The 16,182-nt window shown below is 72.8% G+C and carries 16 protein-coding genes; 11 read left to right on the forward strand and 5 right to left on the reverse strand.

Annotated elements, in window-relative coordinates; translation table 11 throughout:
* Positions 1-155: 155 nt before the first annotated feature.
* The 6 genes from OHA88_RS23505 (at position 156) to OHA88_RS23530 (ending at position 6,391) form a co-directional block, all read left to right on the forward strand.
* The gene (locus tag OHA88_RS23505; RefSeq protein WP_267003845.1) at positions 156-605 is read left to right on the forward strand and encodes a hypothetical protein; all 450 of its coding nucleotides are present in this window, start codon (positions 156-158) and stop codon (positions 603-605) included.
* A 5-nt stretch (positions 606-610) separates the two neighbouring features.
* The gene (locus OHA88_RS23510; protein WP_328626956.1) at positions 611-1,186 is read left to right on the forward strand and encodes a toxin; all 576 of its coding nucleotides are present in this window, start codon (positions 611-613) and stop codon (positions 1,184-1,186) included.
* A 57-nt stretch (positions 1,187-1,243) separates the two neighbouring features.
* Positions 1,244-2,500, forward strand: a complete 1,257-nt coding sequence (locus OHA88_RS23515) for an MAB_1171c family putative transporter (RefSeq protein WP_328626957.1) — start codon at positions 1,244-1,246, stop codon at positions 2,498-2,500.
* Positions 2,497-3,108, forward strand: a complete 612-nt coding sequence (locus tag OHA88_RS23520; RefSeq protein ID WP_328626958.1) for a hypothetical protein — start codon at positions 2,497-2,499, stop codon at positions 3,106-3,108. The genes OHA88_RS23515 and OHA88_RS23520 overlap by 4 nt, the downstream gene beginning before the upstream one ends.
* A 220-nt stretch (positions 3,109-3,328) precedes the next feature.
* Positions 3,329-5,215 carry an alkyl/aryl-sulfatase gene (locus tag OHA88_RS23525; RefSeq protein ID WP_328626959.1) on the forward strand — a complete coding sequence of 629 codons (1,887 nt, stop codon included), beginning with the start codon at positions 3,329-3,331 and terminating at the stop codon, positions 5,213-5,215.
* Between the two features lie 93 nt (positions 5,216-5,308).
* Positions 5,309-6,391, forward strand: coding sequence for an NAD-dependent epimerase/dehydratase family protein (locus tag OHA88_RS23530; protein ID WP_328626960.1), 1,083 nt, complete (start codon positions 5,309-5,311; stop codon positions 6,389-6,391).
* Here OHA88_RS23530 and OHA88_RS23535 read toward each other — a convergent pair.
* Together OHA88_RS23535 and OHA88_RS23540 are read right to left on the reverse strand one after the other, a co-directional pair.
* Positions 6,382-7,497, reverse strand: coding sequence for a sensor histidine kinase (locus tag OHA88_RS23535; protein WP_328626961.1), 1,116 nt, complete (start codon positions 7,495-7,497; stop codon positions 6,382-6,384). The two genes, OHA88_RS23530 and OHA88_RS23535, sit on opposite strands and share 10 nt — an antisense overlap.
* On the reverse strand, positions 7,494-8,306 hold the full coding sequence (locus OHA88_RS23540; protein ID WP_328626962.1) for a response regulator transcription factor: 813 nt from the start codon (positions 8,304-8,306) through the stop codon (positions 7,494-7,496). Before OHA88_RS23540 ends, OHA88_RS23535 begins: the two co-directional genes overlap by 4 nt.
* 114 nt (positions 8,307-8,420) lie before the next feature.
* Here OHA88_RS23540 and OHA88_RS23545 point away from each other — a divergent pair, with 114 nt between their 5' ends.
* The 3 genes from OHA88_RS23545 (at position 8,421) to OHA88_RS23555 (ending at position 10,695) form a co-directional block, all read left to right on the forward strand.
* Positions 8,421-9,155 carry a glycosyltransferase family 2 protein gene (locus OHA88_RS23545; protein WP_328626963.1) on the forward strand — a complete coding sequence of 245 codons (735 nt, stop codon included), beginning with the start codon at positions 8,421-8,423 and terminating at the stop codon, positions 9,153-9,155.
* Positions 9,152-9,823 carry a TIGR04282 family arsenosugar biosynthesis glycosyltransferase gene (locus OHA88_RS23550; RefSeq protein WP_328626964.1) on the forward strand — a complete coding sequence of 224 codons (672 nt, stop codon included), beginning with the start codon at positions 9,152-9,154 and terminating at the stop codon, positions 9,821-9,823. Before OHA88_RS23545 ends, OHA88_RS23550 begins: the two co-directional genes overlap by 4 nt.
* 92 nt (positions 9,824-9,915) lie before the next feature.
* On the forward strand, positions 9,916-10,695 hold the full coding sequence (locus tag OHA88_RS23555; RefSeq protein ID WP_328629773.1) for a class I SAM-dependent methyltransferase: 780 nt from the start codon (positions 9,916-9,918) through the stop codon (positions 10,693-10,695).
* 358 nt (positions 10,696-11,053) lie between these two features.
* On the opposite strand, the gene OHA88_RS23560 is transcribed toward OHA88_RS23555, so the two are convergent.
* Positions 11,054-12,346 (reverse strand): molybdopterin-dependent oxidoreductase, encoded by a 1,293-nt coding sequence (locus OHA88_RS23560; RefSeq protein ID WP_328626965.1) that lies wholly within the window; start codon positions 12,344-12,346, stop codon positions 11,054-11,056.
* A 175-nt stretch (positions 12,347-12,521) separates the two neighbouring features.
* On the opposite strand from OHA88_RS23560, the gene OHA88_RS23565 reads away from it, so the two are divergent.
* Together OHA88_RS23565 and OHA88_RS23570 are read left to right on the forward strand one after the other, a co-directional pair.
* Positions 12,522-13,925 (forward strand): hypothetical protein, encoded by a 1,404-nt coding sequence (locus OHA88_RS23565; protein ID WP_328626966.1) that lies wholly within the window; start codon positions 12,522-12,524, stop codon positions 13,923-13,925.
* 62 nt (positions 13,926-13,987) lie between these two features.
* The gene (locus OHA88_RS23570; protein WP_328626967.1) at positions 13,988-14,839 is read left to right on the forward strand and encodes a GNAT family N-acetyltransferase; all 852 of its coding nucleotides are present in this window, start codon (positions 13,988-13,990) and stop codon (positions 14,837-14,839) included.
* A 12-nt stretch (positions 14,840-14,851) separates the two neighbouring features.
* Here the strand turns inward: OHA88_RS23570 and OHA88_RS23575 are convergent, their stop codons facing one another.
* Both OHA88_RS23575 and OHA88_RS23580 read right to left on the reverse strand, forming a co-directional pair.
* Positions 14,852-15,241 carry a YunG family protein gene (locus OHA88_RS23575; protein ID WP_328626968.1) on the reverse strand — a complete coding sequence of 130 codons (390 nt, stop codon included), beginning with the start codon at positions 15,239-15,241 and terminating at the stop codon, positions 14,852-14,854.
* Positions 15,242-15,413: 172 nt separating this feature from the next.
* Positions 15,414-16,145: a serine aminopeptidase domain-containing protein gene (locus OHA88_RS23580; protein WP_328626969.1), complete on the reverse strand. Its 732-nt coding sequence runs from the start codon at positions 16,143-16,145 to the stop codon at positions 15,414-15,416.
* Between the last annotated feature and the right edge of the window lie 37 nt (positions 16,146-16,182).

Genomic DNA, 16,182 nt, shown 5'->3' on the forward strand with positions numbered 1-16,182 from the left:
CTTCATGGGCAAGGGACTCCCCTCGTGGTCCCTTGCCCATGTTTTTTCGAGTTAACAGTGACGTAGAGTGTTTGCGCAAGCCCGCTCCTGGCACCGGAGCAGGATGTTCCGCTCGGACGGACGCGCGTACGGCGGACGTGGACGTGGGGGCCCCGATGGACAACGGCGAAGAACACGCGCCGGAGCTGCGGACGCTGCAGCAGAAGGTCGAGTACATGGTGGAGGAGACCTTCCCCGGCCAGAAGATCTCCGGGCGGGTCTTCGCGGACCTGGTCAAGGAGCGCGGCGGCTCACTGTCGCACAGCTACTTCTCGAACATCCTCGCCGGGAAGGTCACCCAGCCGTCCGAGGAGATCCTCAAGGCCCTCGGGCTGGGCTTCGGCGTCGACTGGCGCTTCTTCAAGGAGGAGTCCGAGGTCGTCGACGATGTCGTCGCGGGGCTGCGGTTCCTCGCGAAGCGGCGTACCGGGGAGATCAGCGGGCTGGCCGGCCGTGGCCTCGACGACGACGGTCTTCCGCCGGAGCTCCTGCAGTTCGCGCTCTCGCTCCTGGAGGACGCGAAGGACCGCCGGGGCGACGCAGCCGACGGCCGGTCGGAGCAGTAGATCTCATGTCCCTGCGTGCGCTGCGGAAAGAGTGCGAGGCCGGGCTGGCCGACCTTCCCATCCCCGCCCCGTTCTCCGTCGCCGGCCTGGTGACGAACATGGAGGCGGCCCGCGGGCGCACCATCGTGCTGCATGAAATGCCCGACCGGCTGGCGCGGGTCAACGCCGCCTGCGGGCTGCGCCTGGCCTCCGGCCGGACCAGCTTCGTCCTCTACCGGCGGCGCCCGACCGCGTACCAGACACAGCACGTCATCCTGCACGAGCTGTGCCACGAGTGGTTCGACCACGGCACCTCGCTCGACGCGGAGCAGCTCCAGCGACTGCTGCCCGTCTTCGACACGTCCCTGATCTCCCGAGTCCTCGACTCCGGTGTCGCGGACGCGCTGCGGGCGGGCGACGGCACGGTGCAGGCGCGCGCCCAGTACGACACCCATGACGAGCGGGTCGCCGAGTTCGGTGCCTCGCTCATCCCCCGTATGGCCAGGGACGTGACGAGCGACGACATGATGGGCCGCCTCGCCAACTCGCTCTCCCGCCCCGTCGCGCACCGCCGTCGCAGCGGCCTGTTCCGCCGGACCTGACCCTCCGGCTCTCCCCGCCCCACCCTCCAGCTGTCCCCCACCCAGAGGAATTTCGCCGTGACCCCGCTCGACCTCGCCGGCTATCTCATAGCCGCCCTGATGACGGCCGTCGCCGTGTGGCGCATGCCGGCCGCCCTGTGGGGCGACGAGGAGGACAAGCGTCGCCGGGCCCTGTGGGGCTGCTACGCCGGATTCGCCGCCGCCCTGTGGACCAAGACCCGGGTCGTCCGGATCGGCCTCAACGACAGCCCGGTCACCGACCTTTCGGTCCTGATCAAGCACTACACCGCGACCGTCGCGATCCTGGCGATCCTCAGCTACATCGTCGCCATCTACGGCCAGTACCCCGACGCCGGTGACATCCCGCGGCACGTACGGTTCGCCCGGACGATCCAGCAGGTGGCGGCGAAGGCGTCCGTCGCCACGCTGGTCCTGCTGACGGTGCTCTTCTTCACCGTCGTCGACCGTTCCGTGCCGTCGGACCGTTTCGTCTCCGACCACGCAGGCCAGTGGGGCGCCACGCTGTACATGAGCGTGTTCTACCTCTACCTGGGTGCCGCGTCCGCGGTCTGCGCGTACCAGTGGGCGCTGGCCACCGCCGGCGCCCGGCTGCGCCATCTGCGGGTGGGGCTCGGAATGATGACGTTCGCGATGTTCATCGGGGTCGGCTACACCGTCAGCCGCACGCTGTTCCTGTGGGTCAGTGTCATCGACCGGCCGAGCCCGGCCCTCGCCCTGGAGTTCGACGAGGTCACCGAGGCCGCGCAGCTCGTGCTGTTCGCGTTCTTCGCGGTGGGCGCGTCCGTCCCCGCCTTCAGCAAGGGCGGTCGCCGGGTGAAGCTGTGGCGGGCCCAGAGCCGGCTGCACGCCCTGTGGTACGAGCTGATGACCGCGTTTCCCGACCAGCCGTTCGAGCCGCCGCGGTCGCTGCGCCGTGAACTGACCCGGTTCGACACCCCCGCCGATCTGCGGATCGACCGGTGGACCGCCGACATCGCGGACGCGGTCGAGAAACTGCGCCACTACGTACCGGACGGCCTGCTGCCGGCCGCCGAGGCCGCGGCCGCCGCCGACACGCCGGACCCCGCGAAGTCCGGACCGCTCGCCGACGCCTACTGGATCAAGGCCGCCCTGACGGCCAGGAACGCCGGCGCCCCCGCGGGGCCGGCCGGGGCGGTCGGCACGCAGCACGCCACCGACCAGGACGGCGAAGTGGCGTGGCTGGTGCAGGTGGCGGCCGCGTACCGAACGATCACCGACGACCGGGCCCGGCGCGTCCTGGCGTCCCTCACCGACCGGGAGAAGACAGCGTGACGTCCACCGTCGACCCGACCCTCGACTCCACCGTCGGCACCGAGGCGTCGGCCGCCCGCAGGGTCACGGACGTGCTCCAGCCCCGCAACGTCCTGCTGGTCGGCATGCTCGCCATCGGGTCGGCCGCCGCGGGCCACTGGACCGGTCTGCTGTGGGGCCTGCTCGGGGCCCTGTGCGCGGGGCTCGTCCCGGCCGGCTACATCGAGTGGGAGCGGGGGCGCGGCACCTGGGGCGACCGGCATGTCGTCGACCGTACGAAGCGTGCGCCGATCTTCTTCGTCATCCTGGGCTCGATCGGTGCCGGCTCGGTCGTCATGGTCCTCGGGCACGCGCCGACCGGGATCCTGGTGGCGATGCTGGCGCTCTGGGCGATGACGGTCGTCCTGCTGGCCGTCAACACCGTGTGGAAGATCTCGGTGGACGCGTCGGTTGCCTCGGCGGTCGTCGCGCTGCTCGCCGCCGTCCACTCCCCGTGGTGGCTCCTGGCGTACGCGATGACGGCCGCCGTGTGCTGGTCACGGGTGGCGCTCGGCTACCACACCGCCGCACAGGTGGTGGCGGGAGCGTCGCTGGGCGCGGCGACGGCGGGTGCGTTCCTGCTCGTCTGACGGCCGTCCGGCCACCGGTGCTTCTCCCGGCGCATCCCCGGTTGCGTAACGTCAGGCATGCCCAAATAGTCGTGTACCGACGGACTTTTACGGACTGAAGCGTCCTGCGGTACGGGGCCGGGACGGCGCTTCACGTGCCCCGGGAGGGATTCGTGGGCGACGCCATCGGTCAGATGCCCAGCTCGGCGGCTGGTATCGCCATCGGCCCCAGGAGATCAGCATGACCACAGCCGCCGCATCGGGCACACCTGCCGCTCCGGTAACGCCGGACTTCGCGGACCGCACCGATTTCGAGAACGCCGACCGGGGCTTCGTGGCCGGCCCCTCGTCCACGACCATCACCACCGACGACGGACGCATGGTGTGGGACTTCGCCGGCACCGCTTTCCTGGAGGGGGACTGCCCGGACACCGTCAACCCGAGCCTGTGGCGGCAGTCCCAGCTGTGCGCCCGCGCCGGCCTGTACCGGGTGACCGACGGCATCTACCAGGTCCGCGGCTTCGACATGTCGAACATGACCCTCGTCGAGGGCGACATCGGTGTGATCGTCGTCGACCCGCTCGCCTCCGCCGAGACCGCCGCGGCCGGCCTCGCGCTCTACCGCGAGCAGCGTGGCGACCGTCCGGTCACCGGCGTGCTCTTCACCCATTCGCACCTCGACCACTTCGGCGGCATCCACGGCGTCATCGGCGGAGGCGAGCGGGTCGACGGCGTACCGATCCTCGCCCCGCAGGGCTTCATGGAGCACTCGGGCACGGAGAACCTGTACGCCGGTACGGCCGTGCTGCGGCGCGGCGCCTACTGCTCGGGCAAGAACCTCGACCGCGGCCCCACCGGTCTGGTCGGGACGGGCCTCGGCTTCACCACCTCCACCGGAACCCCCGGCCTCCTCCCGGCCACCATCGAGATCACCCGCACCGGGCAGGTCGAGACGGTCGACGGCGTGGTGTTCCACTTCCAGCTGACGCCCGGCACCGAGGCACCCTCGGAGATGAACTTCCATCTCCCCGAACACCGCGCCCTGTGCATGGCCGAGAACGCCACCCACACCCTGCACAACATCCTGTCGCTGCGCGGCGCCGTGGTCCGCGACGCCCGGACCTGGTCCCGCTGCCTCGACGAGGCCGTCCAGCTCTTCGGCTCCGAGAGCGACGTCCTCTTCGCCTCCCACCACTGGCCCACCTGGGGCACGGAGCGGCTCACCGCATTCCTGTCCGCGCAGTGCGACCTGTACGCCTATCTGCACGACCAGACCCTGCGCCTGGCCAACCAGGGCCGCACCGCCGCCGAGATCGCCGAGGTGATCGAACTGCCGCCCGGCCTCGCCCGCTCCTGGCACGCCCGCGGCTACTACGGTTCCGTCAGCCACAACGTGAAGGCGATCTACCAGCGCTACCTGGGCTGGTACGACGGCCACCCCTCCTCGCTGTGGGAGCACCCGCCGACCGAGTCCGCCCGCCGGTACGTCGACTGCATGGGTGGCGTCGACGCGGTGGTCGCCCGCGCCGGGGAGTACGTCTCCGACGGCGATCTGCGGTTCGCCGCCCAACTGCTCAAGCACGCGGTCTTCGCGCAGCCCGACCACACCGGGGCCAAGGAACTGCTCGCCCGGACCTTCGAGCTGCTCGCCCACGGGGCCGAGAACGCGATCTGGCGCAACTGCTACCTCATGGGCGCCCTCGAACTGCGCCAGGGCGTCACCGGGGCCGCCCCCTCCACCGGAGGCATGCCCGACACACTGAGCGTCGAGCAGATCTTCGATGCGCTCGCCATCCGCATCAACGGCCCCGAGGCATGGGACCACCGGGCCACTCTGGACTGGCACTTCACCGATCTGGACGAGCAGTTCCGCACCAGCCTGCGCAACGGCGTCCTCGTGCCGACGAGGATGGATCCGGCGGACGCCGCCGTCGGCTTCGAAGGCGCCCCCGGCTTCGAAGACACCCCCGCCGACGTGACGTTCACCCTGACCCGGCCGCAACTGCTGGACCTGCTGGCCGGGAAGGGGCTCGACACCATCGAGCACACCGGGGACATCGGCGCGCTCCGGACCCTGGTCTCGGTCCTGGACACCACCGACCCGGACTTCCCCGTCGTCACGCCCTGACCGCGCGCGACCCGGCGATCCTGGTCCTTACGCTCCGGTGACGTGCCCGTACGGCGCCGCAGCGGAGCGCGCCCGGGGACCTAACGTGGCGTCATGCGCGTACTGCTCACCGGCGGAGCCGGGTTCATCGGGGGACACATCGCCGAGGCGCTGGTCGCGCGCGGCCATGAAGTGGTCGTGTTCGACGCGCTGCTGGAGTCGGCGCACGGTGGGGGTGCCCGCAGCGGCCGGGAAGGAATGATCGTCGCCGATGTACGGGACCGGGACGCCGTGGCCGATGCGCTGCGGGGCGTCGACGCGGTGTGCCACCAGGCCGCGATGGTCGGCCTGGGCAAGGACTTCGCGGACGCCCCTGAGTACGTCGGCTGCAACGACCTGGGGACGGCGGTCCTGCTGGCGGAGACGGCCCGCGCCGGGGTGGGCGGTCTGGTGCTCGCCGGGTCGATGGTCGTGTACGGCGAGGGGCGGTACGACTGTCCCCGGCACGGGCAGGTCCGGCCCGGGCCGCGAGCCGTGGACGATCTGGCCGCGGGCCGGTTCGAACCGCGCTGCCCGCGTTGCGGGGCCGAGTTGACCCCGGGCCTGGTCGCCGAGGACGCCCCGGCCGACCCGCGCAATGTGTACGCGGCGACGAAGCTCGCCCAGGAACATCTCGCCGCCGCGTGGGCGCGTGCGACGGGCGGCCGGGCGACGGCCCTGCGGTACCACAACGTGTACGGGCCGGGGATGCCGCGCGACACCCCGTACGCGGGTGTCGCGTCCTTCTTCCGCTCGTCGCTGGCCAGGGGCGAGGCACCGCAGGTCTTCGAGGACGGCTGCCAGCGGCGGGACTTCGTCCACGTACGCGACGTGGCGGCCGCCAACGCAATGGCGCTGGAGGCCGTGCGGGAACGGGCAGCCGGCAGCTTCACCGCGTACAACACGGGCAGCGGCGAACCGCACACCATCGGCGAGATGGCCACGGCACTGGCCTGCGCGCACGGCGGCCCGGCACCGGAGATCACCGGTGGGTACCGGCTGGGGGACGTACGCCATGTGACGGCGGACTCGCGCCGGCTGCGCGACGAGCTGGGCTGGCGGCCGGAGGTGGGGTTCGCGGAGGGGATGAAGGAGTTCGCGGGGGCGGAGCTGAGGTCGGGCCCGGCGGGCGGTCGAGGGCGGCCCGCTCATGCCTGAGCGGCCGCCGGCAGGGTGACCTCGAAGCAGCAGCCGCCCGTGACGTTGCGGACCTGCGCCCGGCCCTCGTGCGCCTCCACGATGCCGCGGACGATCGCCAGCCCGAGTCCCGCACCGGCGGGTGGCGTACGGGCGTGGCTGCCGCGCCAGCCCGTGTCGAAGACCCTCGGCAGGTCCTCCTCGGGGATGCCACCGCAGCCGTCCGTCACCGAGAGCACCACCCCGCCGTCGGCGCGGCGAGCGGCCACCGCGACCGTGCCGTCTGCCGGGGTACGGCGGATCGCGTTGATGAGGAGGTTGCCCAGGACCCGGCTCATCTCCTTGCTGTCGACCTCCACCGGCACGGCGTCGATACGGTCGCCGACCAGCCGCACCCCGTGCTCGCGCGCCAGCGGGTCCGCGCCCGCAAGGGCGTCACCGACCAGGTCGTACACGGAGATGCGGGTGGGGGTCAGGGTGAGCGATCCGGCGTGGATCCGGGAGAGTTCGAAGAGGTCGCCGACCATGTCGTTCATGCGTTCCACCTCGGTCCGTATCTGCCGCAGGTAGCGGCCGGAGTCGGCGGCCATGCCGTCCTCCAGCGCCTCCGACATGGCCCGCAGCCCGGCGAGCGGGGTCCGCAGATCGTGCGAGATCCATGCGACGAGCTCACGGCGCGACGTCTCCAGTGCGCGTTCGCGCTCCCGGGAGCTGTCCAGCTTGGCGCTGGTGGCCGCCAGTTCCTCTGCCAGGTGGGAGAGTTCGGCGGTCGCCTGCTCCTCGGGGGCGGCGAACGTGCCGCCGTCGCCGAACGAACGGGCCGCGAGCGCCAGGTCCCGGCTCCTGGCCGCGACCCAGCGGCCCAGCAGCATCGCGGTGGCGAGGGACACCACGGCGGCCATGGCGACGACGGTCGTGACGACGGTCAGATCGTGCGCCGACAGGAACATCGCCCAGGCGACCGCGAGGGTCCCGGCGAGCATCGCGGTCACGGCGACGGCGGCGACGACGGCCAGCGACACGACGAGCGAACGGTGCCGGAAGACGCGCAGGACCAGTGCGCCGAGAAGCCCGGCCGCCGCGGCGCCCAGGAACGCGAAGAGCGCGATGAGGAGGAGGTCGGTCATGAGGGGTCCGCATCGGTGGTCGGGGCGCCCGGCGGGGCGGCTTCCGTGCCGTCCGGGCGGGCCGGGACGGGGGCCGGGTCCAGGCGGTAGCCCAGCCCCCACACCGTCTGGATCAGCTGCGGACGCGCCGGATCCGTCTCGACCTTGCCGCGCAGCCGCCGCACATGGACCGTCACCGTCGACAGGTCCCCGAAGTCCCACCCCCAGACCTCCCGCATCAGTTCCTCCCGGGTGAACACCCGGCCGGGGTGGCGCAGGAAGAAGGCCAGGAGGTCGAACTCCCGGAGGGTGAGGGTGAGCTCGCGGCCGTCCCGCACCGCGCGGCGGGCCGCGGGATCGAGACGGAGTCCGGCGCACTCCAGCGGGGCCCGGACGGCGTACGCGCCGGGCCCCGCTGCCCGGCCCCGGCGCAGCACCGCGTCGACGCGCAGCACGAGCTCGCGCGGGCTGAACGGCTTGGTGACGTAGTCGTCCGCGCCCGTCTCCAGGCCCAGGATGCGGTCGTCCTCGTCCCCGCGCGCCGTCAGCATGATGACCGGCACACGGCCGTGCGCCCGCATCCGGCGGCAGACCTCGAAGCCGTCCATGCCGGGCAGCATCAGGTCGAGGACGACCAGGTCCGGCCGGCGCGCCGTGAAGCACTCCAGCGCCGCGGGACCGTCGCCGGCCCGCCGGACGTCGTAGCCCGCCCGGTCCAGATAGCCGACGACCACCTCGGCGACCGTCGGATCGTCGTCCACGACGAGGACATGGCCGCGCGGAACGCCCGGGGCGGTGCCGGCACCCGGGGCGTCCGGGATGTTCTCCATACAGCCACTCTGGCATCCCGGTTGCCGGGAGAGCCGGTCGGCGGTCCGCCGAAGGGCCGACGTCCGGCTTTCGTAAGAACATGAAGCCCGAAATGCCGGTTTCCGCTCCGTAGGGTGAGCGAGGTGACCGACTCCTTCCGCACTCAGTCCCCGCGCGCCGATGTGGTGCTGCCCTGTCTGAACGAGGTCGCGGCGCTGCCCCGGGTGCTGGCCGGCATCCCGTACGGCTGGCGCGCCGTCGTCGTCGACAACGGCTCCACCGACGGGTCGGCGGACCTCGCCCGCTCCCTCGGCGCGACCGTCGTGCACGAGCCGCGGCGCGGCTTCGGCGCCGCGTGCCATGCCGGTCTGCTCGCCGCCGGGGCGGAGTTCGTCTGCTTCTGCGACTGCGACGGTTCCCTCGACCCGGGGCTGCTGCCCGGCTTCGTACGCCGGATCGCCGACGGGGAAACGGATCTGCTGCTGGGCCGCCGACGCCCCGAGGGCCGCGGCGCCTGGCCCCTGCACGCCCGCGCCGGGAACCTGGCGCTCGCCCGCATGCTGCGCCGCCGGACGGGCCTGCGCCTGCACGACCTCGGTCCGATGCGGGCCGGGCGCCGGGCGGACCTGCTGGCACTGGACCTCACCGACCGGCGCAGCGGCTACCCGCTGCAGATGGTGGTGCGCGCGTCGGACGCCGGGCTGCGGGTCACGGAGACGGATGTCCCCTATCTCCCGCGCACCGGCAGATCCAAGGTGACCGGCACCTGGCGGGGAACCTGGCAGGCGGTACGCGACATGCGCGCCGTCCTGCGCGAGCCGCCGGAACGGACCTCGGTGCGGGCGGTACGCCCGGGGGCGTCCCGATGAGCGTGGCGCGCGCCCGCCGCGGCGTCGCGACCGGCCCCACCACCCTCCTCGTGATCGCCAAGGAACCGCTGCCCGGCCTCGTCAAGACGCGGCTGACCCCGCCCTTCACCCCCGCCGAAGCCGCGCAGCTCGCCGAGGCCGCGCTCAGAGACACGCTGCGCACGGCGCTCTCCCTGCCGGCCCGGCGGCGCGTCCTCGTGCTCGACGGACGGCCCGGTCCGTGGCTGCCGCCCGGCATCGAAGTCGTCGCACAGTCCACCGGCCGCCTCGACGAGCGGCTCGCGGCGGCGTTCGACGGCTGTGCCGGACCGGCGCTCCTCATCGGCATGGACACCCCTCAGATCACCGCCGCCGATCTGACGCCCGCGCTCTCCCCGGACGCGTGGGACGAGTGCGACGCCTGGTTCGGGCCCGCCGACGACGGTGGCTTCTGGGCGCTGGGCCTGGCCGCACCCGACCCGGACCTGGTGCGCGGCGTGCCGATGTCCGCCCCGGAGACCGGCGCCGTCCAGCGGCGCCGGCTCGTCGACGCGGGGCTGACCGTGCGCGATCTGCCGCCGCTGCGGGACGTGGACACGGCAGCGGACGCCGCGCATGTCGCAGCCGCCGCACCGCACGGGCAGTTCGCCGCGACCCTCGCCCGGCTGACCGGGGCGGCGACCCGATGAGCGGGACGGTGCCGAACCGCTCGGTGCTGGCTCCCGTGCCCCCGGACACCCGGCACCCGGACACCGACCACCCCGGCACCGCGCATCCGGACATGGTCCCGTGGAGCACCGACCCGTACACCGACGCGCTGCGCAACGGCCACGGTCCGCTCTTCCTCCGCCGCACGGACGGATGGCTGCTGCCCCTGGACGTCGAGCGCTGGTGCGGGGGCGCCGACCCCGCCGACCTGTCCGCGCTGCGCCGCTGCGAAGGGCCGGTCCTCGACATCGGCTGCGGGCCCGGCCGCCTCGTCGCGGAACTGGCCGCCCGCGGCCACCGTGCGCTCGGCATCGACGTCAGCGAGACGGCCGTCGACCACACGCTGCGGATCGGCGGATCGGCGCTGCGCCGTTCCGTCTTCGACCCGCTGCCCGGCGAGGGCCGCTGGGGCACCGTCCTGCTCATCGACGGCAACATCGGCATCGGCGGCGACCCGCACGGCCTCCTGCTCCGCACCGCGGAGCTGCTCGCCCCCGGCGGTCTGCTCATCGCGGAGACCGTGTCGCCGGACATCGACGAGCGGGTCCAGGTCCGGTTGTACGACGGCCGCCGCGCACCGGACGAGGCCGGCGGGCCGGACCGTACCGATACCGGGGACGGGCACTTCCCGTGGGCCCGGATCGGCACCCCTGCCCTGCTCCGGTACGCGCAGCCGAACGGCTGGCACCCGGTCGATCAGTGGGTGGCGGACGGCCGCCCCTTCGTCGCCCTGCGCCGCGACCGGAGGGTCCCGACCGTGAGCCAGAGCGCCGACACCGCGAACAGCGCAGCCGTAATCAGCAGCCAATTCCCGAGGAAGACATCGGGGGACAGCCCGCTCGCCGGCTCGTAGTGCTTCGCCTGCCGGGTGATCAGCGGGAACCACATCAGCAGGAGCAGCCCGGACAGGAAGGCCGGTACGCGGACGAAGTTGACCAGGCCGGTGCGCGGCCCGAGCGCCATGCGTACGGCCCGGTCCGCCGTCGCGTACACCGGCAGCAGCACCAGATCGTGCAGCAGCGCCGCCCCGACGAACCACACCGCCACGGCGAACGTGTCCCCCTCCAGCAGCCGCACCCCCGCATAGCCCGCGAGCGCGAACGTGGCGGCCAGCAGGACGAGGTGCAGCGGCCCTTCCCCGTACCAACGCCTGAGGACCGCCGCCGGCCCGGTCGGCCTCGTCCGCTTCGCCCGCTCGCCGCTCCGTCTCATCACAGCTCTCCGAACGTCAGCCGGGTCACCCATTTGGTGTTCAGCACACCGGGCGCCGCCGGCACGATGATCCGTGCCGGGAACCCGTGATCCGGCGACAGCGTCTCGCCGTTGACCTCCAGCGCCAGCAGCGAGCTCGGGTCACGCACCTGGTTGTCCCGCAGTGCCGCCTTGCGGAACGGTCCGCTGCGCTGCACCGACTCGACCAGCACCCCCGGCGGCCGGTCCGGATACCCCGCGAGCGCCGCCAGGTCCCGCAGCCGCACCCCGCGCCACCACTGGTCCGAGGTCGACCAGCCCTCCACGCACGCGATCGGCAGCGCCGCGCTGCACTGGTCCATGGCCAGCAGCTGCTCCCGGGTGAACGTGAGCTCCCCGGCAGGGCCTTGGACGGTCAGCCGCCACCGTTCCCCCGTGTCGGCCGGGGTGACCCGGACGGACGCGGCCGTCTTGTTGATCTGGAACCCGTTGGGTCCCGATCCGGGGTCGGCGACCCCGCGCGGGGTGAGGAGAGCGGTGCTCCGCAGCGCGTCGAAACTCCGGCCCACCGAGGTGACCAGCAGAAGCAGCGATCCGGCGCCCACCATGGCGAACGCATCGCGCCGGGAGATGGTGGGCGCGTCGGGGGCAGGGGCTGCCAACTCGTCCATCTCACCGTGCAGTTCCCCGCTGCGCAGCACCCGTACGGCCCGTGGGAGCTTCAGCCCGACATGGGCGACGAACCCGGCGAAGAACACCCACGCGCCGTAGAAGTGCAACGGATAGAACGATCCCGGAAACACGTACTCCACCTGGATGTTGAGCAGCCCCGTGACGAACTCGAACAGCGCCCCGCCGACGAGCAGCAGCAACGAGACCCGTTCCAGCGCGTGCCCCACCGACCGGGCCGGTGGCAGCGCGAAGAGTTTCGGGATCACCGACCACAGCTTCGCCAGCAGCACCGGTACGAGCACGATGCCGCCCGTGACATGCACTCCCTGGTCCAGCCGGTACAGCCAGTGCGGCCCGGTCGGCCAGGCGAAGAGGTAGAACCCCAGCAGCCCCTTGCCCGGCGTCTTGTCGTTGACCGCGGCAAGATCCGGGTTGTACGCGGCGTACGACAGCAGACCCGTCACGAACACCAGCGTCAGCCCGACGAGGAGGACGAGACCGAGCACCGCCGTAAACCGGACACCGCGCACCGGGCTGCGCCAGAACCCGGGCGCGGAAGGCAGCCGTTCCCGGACCCGGGACCGGTCCGGGAACGACGGGAACGGGAAGCGGGATGCTCTGCCGTGACGTGTGTCGCCCATGCCCCGAAGCTATGCCCGGGCTGCCGGGCCCGGGTCCGCACGACTCCTGACGAAACGCTGACGTCACTCCCCGCGACGGCCAACCGGGCCAAGATCTCCGGGCCGGATCTGACAGTTCGGTGACGTGGCCCGGTGGCACCGCCCGCAGCCGCCCCGCCCTGCATAGCGTGCCTGCGTGAAGACCGAGGAACGCACCACCGGCCACCACCCCCCGCAGCAGCGCACCACCGGCCGCCGCGGCGATCTGATCGCCGCCGCCGCGGGTGTCCTGCTCGTCACCGCGGCCGTCCTGATCGGGCGCGCGATCCAGGACGCCCACGGAACCCTGTTCGCCCACTGGCCGCCCCTGCTGGCCTCCTGGTATCCGCACACCGGCCCCGGCACCCCGGCCGCCGTCGTCGTCGCCGCGGCCGTCGTCGCGTACGGGCCGGGCCTCGCCGGCCGGCTGCCCTGGCGGGGCCTGCTCGCCACCGCGTGGGGCGCCTCCCTGGTCTGGATCCTCTCGCTGGCGATGATCGACGGCTGGGGCCGGGGCATCGCCGACCGGCTCACCACCAAGCACGAATATCTCCAGGTCATCGGCCGGTTCGGCGACATCGGGGCGGCCCTGCACAGCTTCACCGGCCACATCCTGATCGGCCGTCCGGACAACTGGCCCGCGCATGTCGCCGGTCATCCGCCGGGCGCCACACTCACCTTCGTCCTGCTGGACCGGATCGGACTGGGTGGCGGCGGATGGGCCGGTGTCTGGTGCATCGTGCTCGGCGGCTCGGCGGTGGTCGCCGCGCTGATCGCGGTGCGCGCCCTGGCCGACGAACGCCTGGCGCGGGGCGCCGCGCCGTTCCTCGTCCTCGCGCCGATGGCGGTCTGGACGGGGGCCTCGGCGGACGGCTACTTCGCCGCGGTCGCCGCATGGTCGGTCGCGCTCCTCGCCCTGGCCGCGACGCGACGGCCCCACAGCCCCCGCCCGGCCGCCGCGGCCGCCGCCCTCGGTTCCGGGCTGCTCTACGGCCTGACCTGCTACCTCTCGTACGGTCTGACGCTCATCGCGCTCCTGCTCCTCACCGTCCTCCTCCTGACCCGCACGGCCCGCCCCGTGCCCCTCTTCCTTCTCGGGGCGCTCGTGGTCCCCGTCGCGTTCACCCTGGCGGGCTTCAACTGGTGGGAGGGGTACCGGCTGCTGGTCGAGCGGTACCACCAGGGGGCGGGCGGGATCCGTCCGTACTCCTACTGGGTCTGGGCGAACCTCGCGGCCACCACGGTCTCCGCCGGTCTCGCGACGGTCGCCGGCCTCCGCCGGGCCGCGGCCGGCGCTCCGGGGTCCGTACGCGCCCTGCGCACCGGCACCGCCTCCGCCCGGCAACGGCTGATCCTGCTCACCCTGGCCGCGCTCCTCGCTCTCCTCGTCGCGGATCTGTCCGGGATGAGCAAGGCGGAGACGGAACGCATCTGGCAACCGTTCGTCCTCTGGCTCCTGCCCGCCGCCGCGCTGCTTCCCCCGGACACCCGCCGCGGCTGGCTGACCGCACAGGCCGTCGTCGCCCTGCTGGTCAACCACCTGCTCTGGACGGGGTGGTAACGCAGTGGCGAATGGCCGAACAGCCGCCCTTGAAGCGATCACGTCCCGGGTACAGGTGCCCCGTGCCGACATTCGAGATCACCACAGCAAGCGCCGACGACATCGAGATGCTGGGCGAGTGGGCCCACGCCGAGGGCTGGAACCCGGGCCGGACCGACAGCCACGCCTTCTTCGCCACCGACCCGCGCGGCTTCCTCATCGGCCGGCTCGACGGTGCGCCCGTGTCCTCCGTCTCCGTCGTCCGGTACGGCTCCGGCTTCGGGTTCCTGGGCTTCTATCTCACCCGCCCGGAACTTCGCGGCCAGGGTTACGGCATCCAGGTCTGGCGCGCCGGAATGGACCGGCTCGCCGGGCGCAACGTCGGGCTCGACGGCGTCGTCGACCAGCAGGCCAACTACCGGAAGTCCGGGTTTCGTTCTGCCTGGACGAACATGCGGTGGGCCGGCCGGCCGGCCGCGGACATCGCCGTACCGCCCGGGCTCACGCTCGTCGACGCCCGCTCGCTCCCCTTCGACCGGCTGGCCGTCTACGACCGCCGCTTCTTCCCCGCCGAGCGCGACAGCTTTCTCGCCCCGTGGATCGCCGCCCCCGGACGCACCGCCCTCGCCGCCGTCGGTGACGACGGGGAGTTGCGGGGATTCGCCGTGATGCGCCCCTGCCGTACGGCGTCACGCATCGGCCCCCTCCACGCTTCGTCGCCCGAAGTCGCCGCCGTCCTGATGAGCGCACTGTCGGCCACCGCACCGGACACCGAGATCGCCGTCGACGTACCCGACATCAACCCGGCGGCGGTCGTGCTCGCCGAACAGCTGGGCCTCGCTCCGTCGTTCGAGACGGCCCGCATGTACACGGGCCCGATGCCGGACGTCGATCACACCGGGCTGTTCGGCATCACCAGCCTGGAGCTCGGCTGACCGCGGGGCCCGCTAACGCCGGAGCTTCTCCAGCACCCGGTCGCGGAGCAGTTCGTACTCCTCGCGCAGCCGTACGATCTCCGCCGGCCGGGGTATCACCGTGCCGCCCGAGACGATCTCCTCCGGCCCGAACTGCTCCCGTGTGAGGTCGATCTCCACACCCATGCCCAGCCGGTTCCACCAGTGGAAGTCGGTGCGTTCGCCGTCGACCCGGACCTCGCCGCGGATCAGCTCGCCGCCCAGCAGGTCGTTGAGCACCATGGCGGTGACCCCGCACTGGTCGCGGGCCGGGTTGTCGGCCGTCCAGTGCGGCCGGTGGCCGGGTGTGGCCGTGTCGGCGCCCCAACTGGCACGGACGGCGGCTTCGATGTCGGCGAGAAGCAGTGGCTCCGAGGACTCCATGACACCGATCCTCGCAGCGACCACTGACAACACCGCCGGAAAGTGTCCTGCTCCGGGGCCGGGAGCCGGGACCGTGAAGCCGGCACCGCGATGTCGTCGCCACGCCCGGGGCCTCTCGTTTGGATCACGCTGGGCTCGCAGGGTCCGGCACGCACATCTGCCGCGCGGTACGTCACGGGCGGCGCACGGCCGCGGCGTCGCCCCCGGCGCGCAGCCGGTCGTAGTCCAGCGTGCCGTCCGACGCCGGTGCGTCCAGCGGCAGCCGGAGGGCGGCGTCGACCGCCGCCGGGAGCGCGGACAGTCCCAGCAAGCCCCTCACCAGGCCGGTCGTCATCGTGTGCCACGCCCGGGCCCGGCGGAGCATCGCATGGTCGCTGGCGCGGATCGTCACCAGACAGGAGCGGGCACCGGCCCGGCGGGCACGGGTGGCGAGGGACTGGGAGGCCTGAGGGCTCGTCACACGGTCACGGCTGCTGTGCAGCAGAACAACGTCCCGGTCCGCGAGTTGGGTGACCGGATCACCGGGCGGACACCACGGCGCAAGGCCCACCACTCCTCGTACCAGGGGATGCCCGGCCGCGCGCAGGGCGGCCCGGGCGCCCATCGAGTGCCCGACGAGCACGACCGGCACCTCGCCGAACTCACGCCGCACGCCGTCCAGCGCCCGTACCGCATCGTGCAGGGCATCCTCCCGGGACCCGTTCCACCCGCGGTGTCCGTACCGGACCTCCCGTACCGCCACGTCCACCGGTTCGTCCCGGGTCACACGGACCACGCCCCGCGCGAACGGCCGCATGCGCAGCGACGGAAGGTTCAACGGCCCGGGCGGGGGCGGCCCCAGCCCCGTCTCGCGCCCGCCGTGCAGGAGGAGCACCGCCGCCGACGGTGGTCGCCGATCCGCCATGCGTACCTCCTGGTCGCGGAAGCCACCACCGTACCGA

Source organism: Streptomyces sp. NBC_00353, assembly GCF_036108815.1.
Classification (GTDB): Bacteria; Actinomycetota; Actinomycetes; order Streptomycetales; family Streptomycetaceae; genus Streptomyces.

Coding starts and splice junctions, on each gene's coding strand:
- OHA88_RS23505 (WP_267003845.1), top strand. CDS start 156: ATGGACAACGGCGAAGAACACGCGCCGGAGCTGCGGACGCTGCAGCAG.
- OHA88_RS23510 (WP_328626956.1), top strand. CDS start 611: ATGTCCCTGCGTGCGCTGCGGAAAGAGTGCGAGGCCGGGCTGGCCGAC.
- OHA88_RS23525 (WP_328626959.1), top strand. CDS start 3,329: ATGACCACAGCCGCCGCATCGGGCACACCTGCCGCTCCGGTAACGCCG.
- OHA88_RS23530 (WP_328626960.1), top strand. CDS start 5,309: ATGCGCGTACTGCTCACCGGCGGAGCCGGGTTCATCGGGGGACACATC.
- OHA88_RS23535 (WP_328626961.1), bottom strand. CDS start 7,497: ATGACCGACCTCCTCCTCATCGCGCTCTTCGCGTTCCTGGGCGCCGCG.
- OHA88_RS23540 (WP_328626962.1), bottom strand. CDS start 8,306: ATGGAGAACATCCCGGACGCCCCGGGTGCCGGCACCGCCCCGGGCGTT.
- OHA88_RS23550 (WP_328626964.1), top strand. CDS start 9,152: ATGAGCGTGGCGCGCGCCCGCCGCGGCGTCGCGACCGGCCCCACCACC.
- OHA88_RS23555 (WP_328629773.1), top strand. CDS start 9,916: ATGGTCCCGTGGAGCACCGACCCGTACACCGACGCGCTGCGCAACGGC.
- OHA88_RS23560 (WP_328626965.1), bottom strand. CDS start 12,346: ATGGGCGACACACGTCACGGCAGAGCATCCCGCTTCCCGTTCCCGTCG.
- OHA88_RS23575 (WP_328626968.1), bottom strand. CDS start 15,241: ATGGAGTCCTCGGAGCCACTGCTTCTCGCCGACATCGAAGCCGCCGTC.
- OHA88_RS23580 (WP_328626969.1), bottom strand. CDS start 16,145: ATGGCGGATCGGCGACCACCGTCGGCGGCGGTGCTCCTCCTGCACGGC.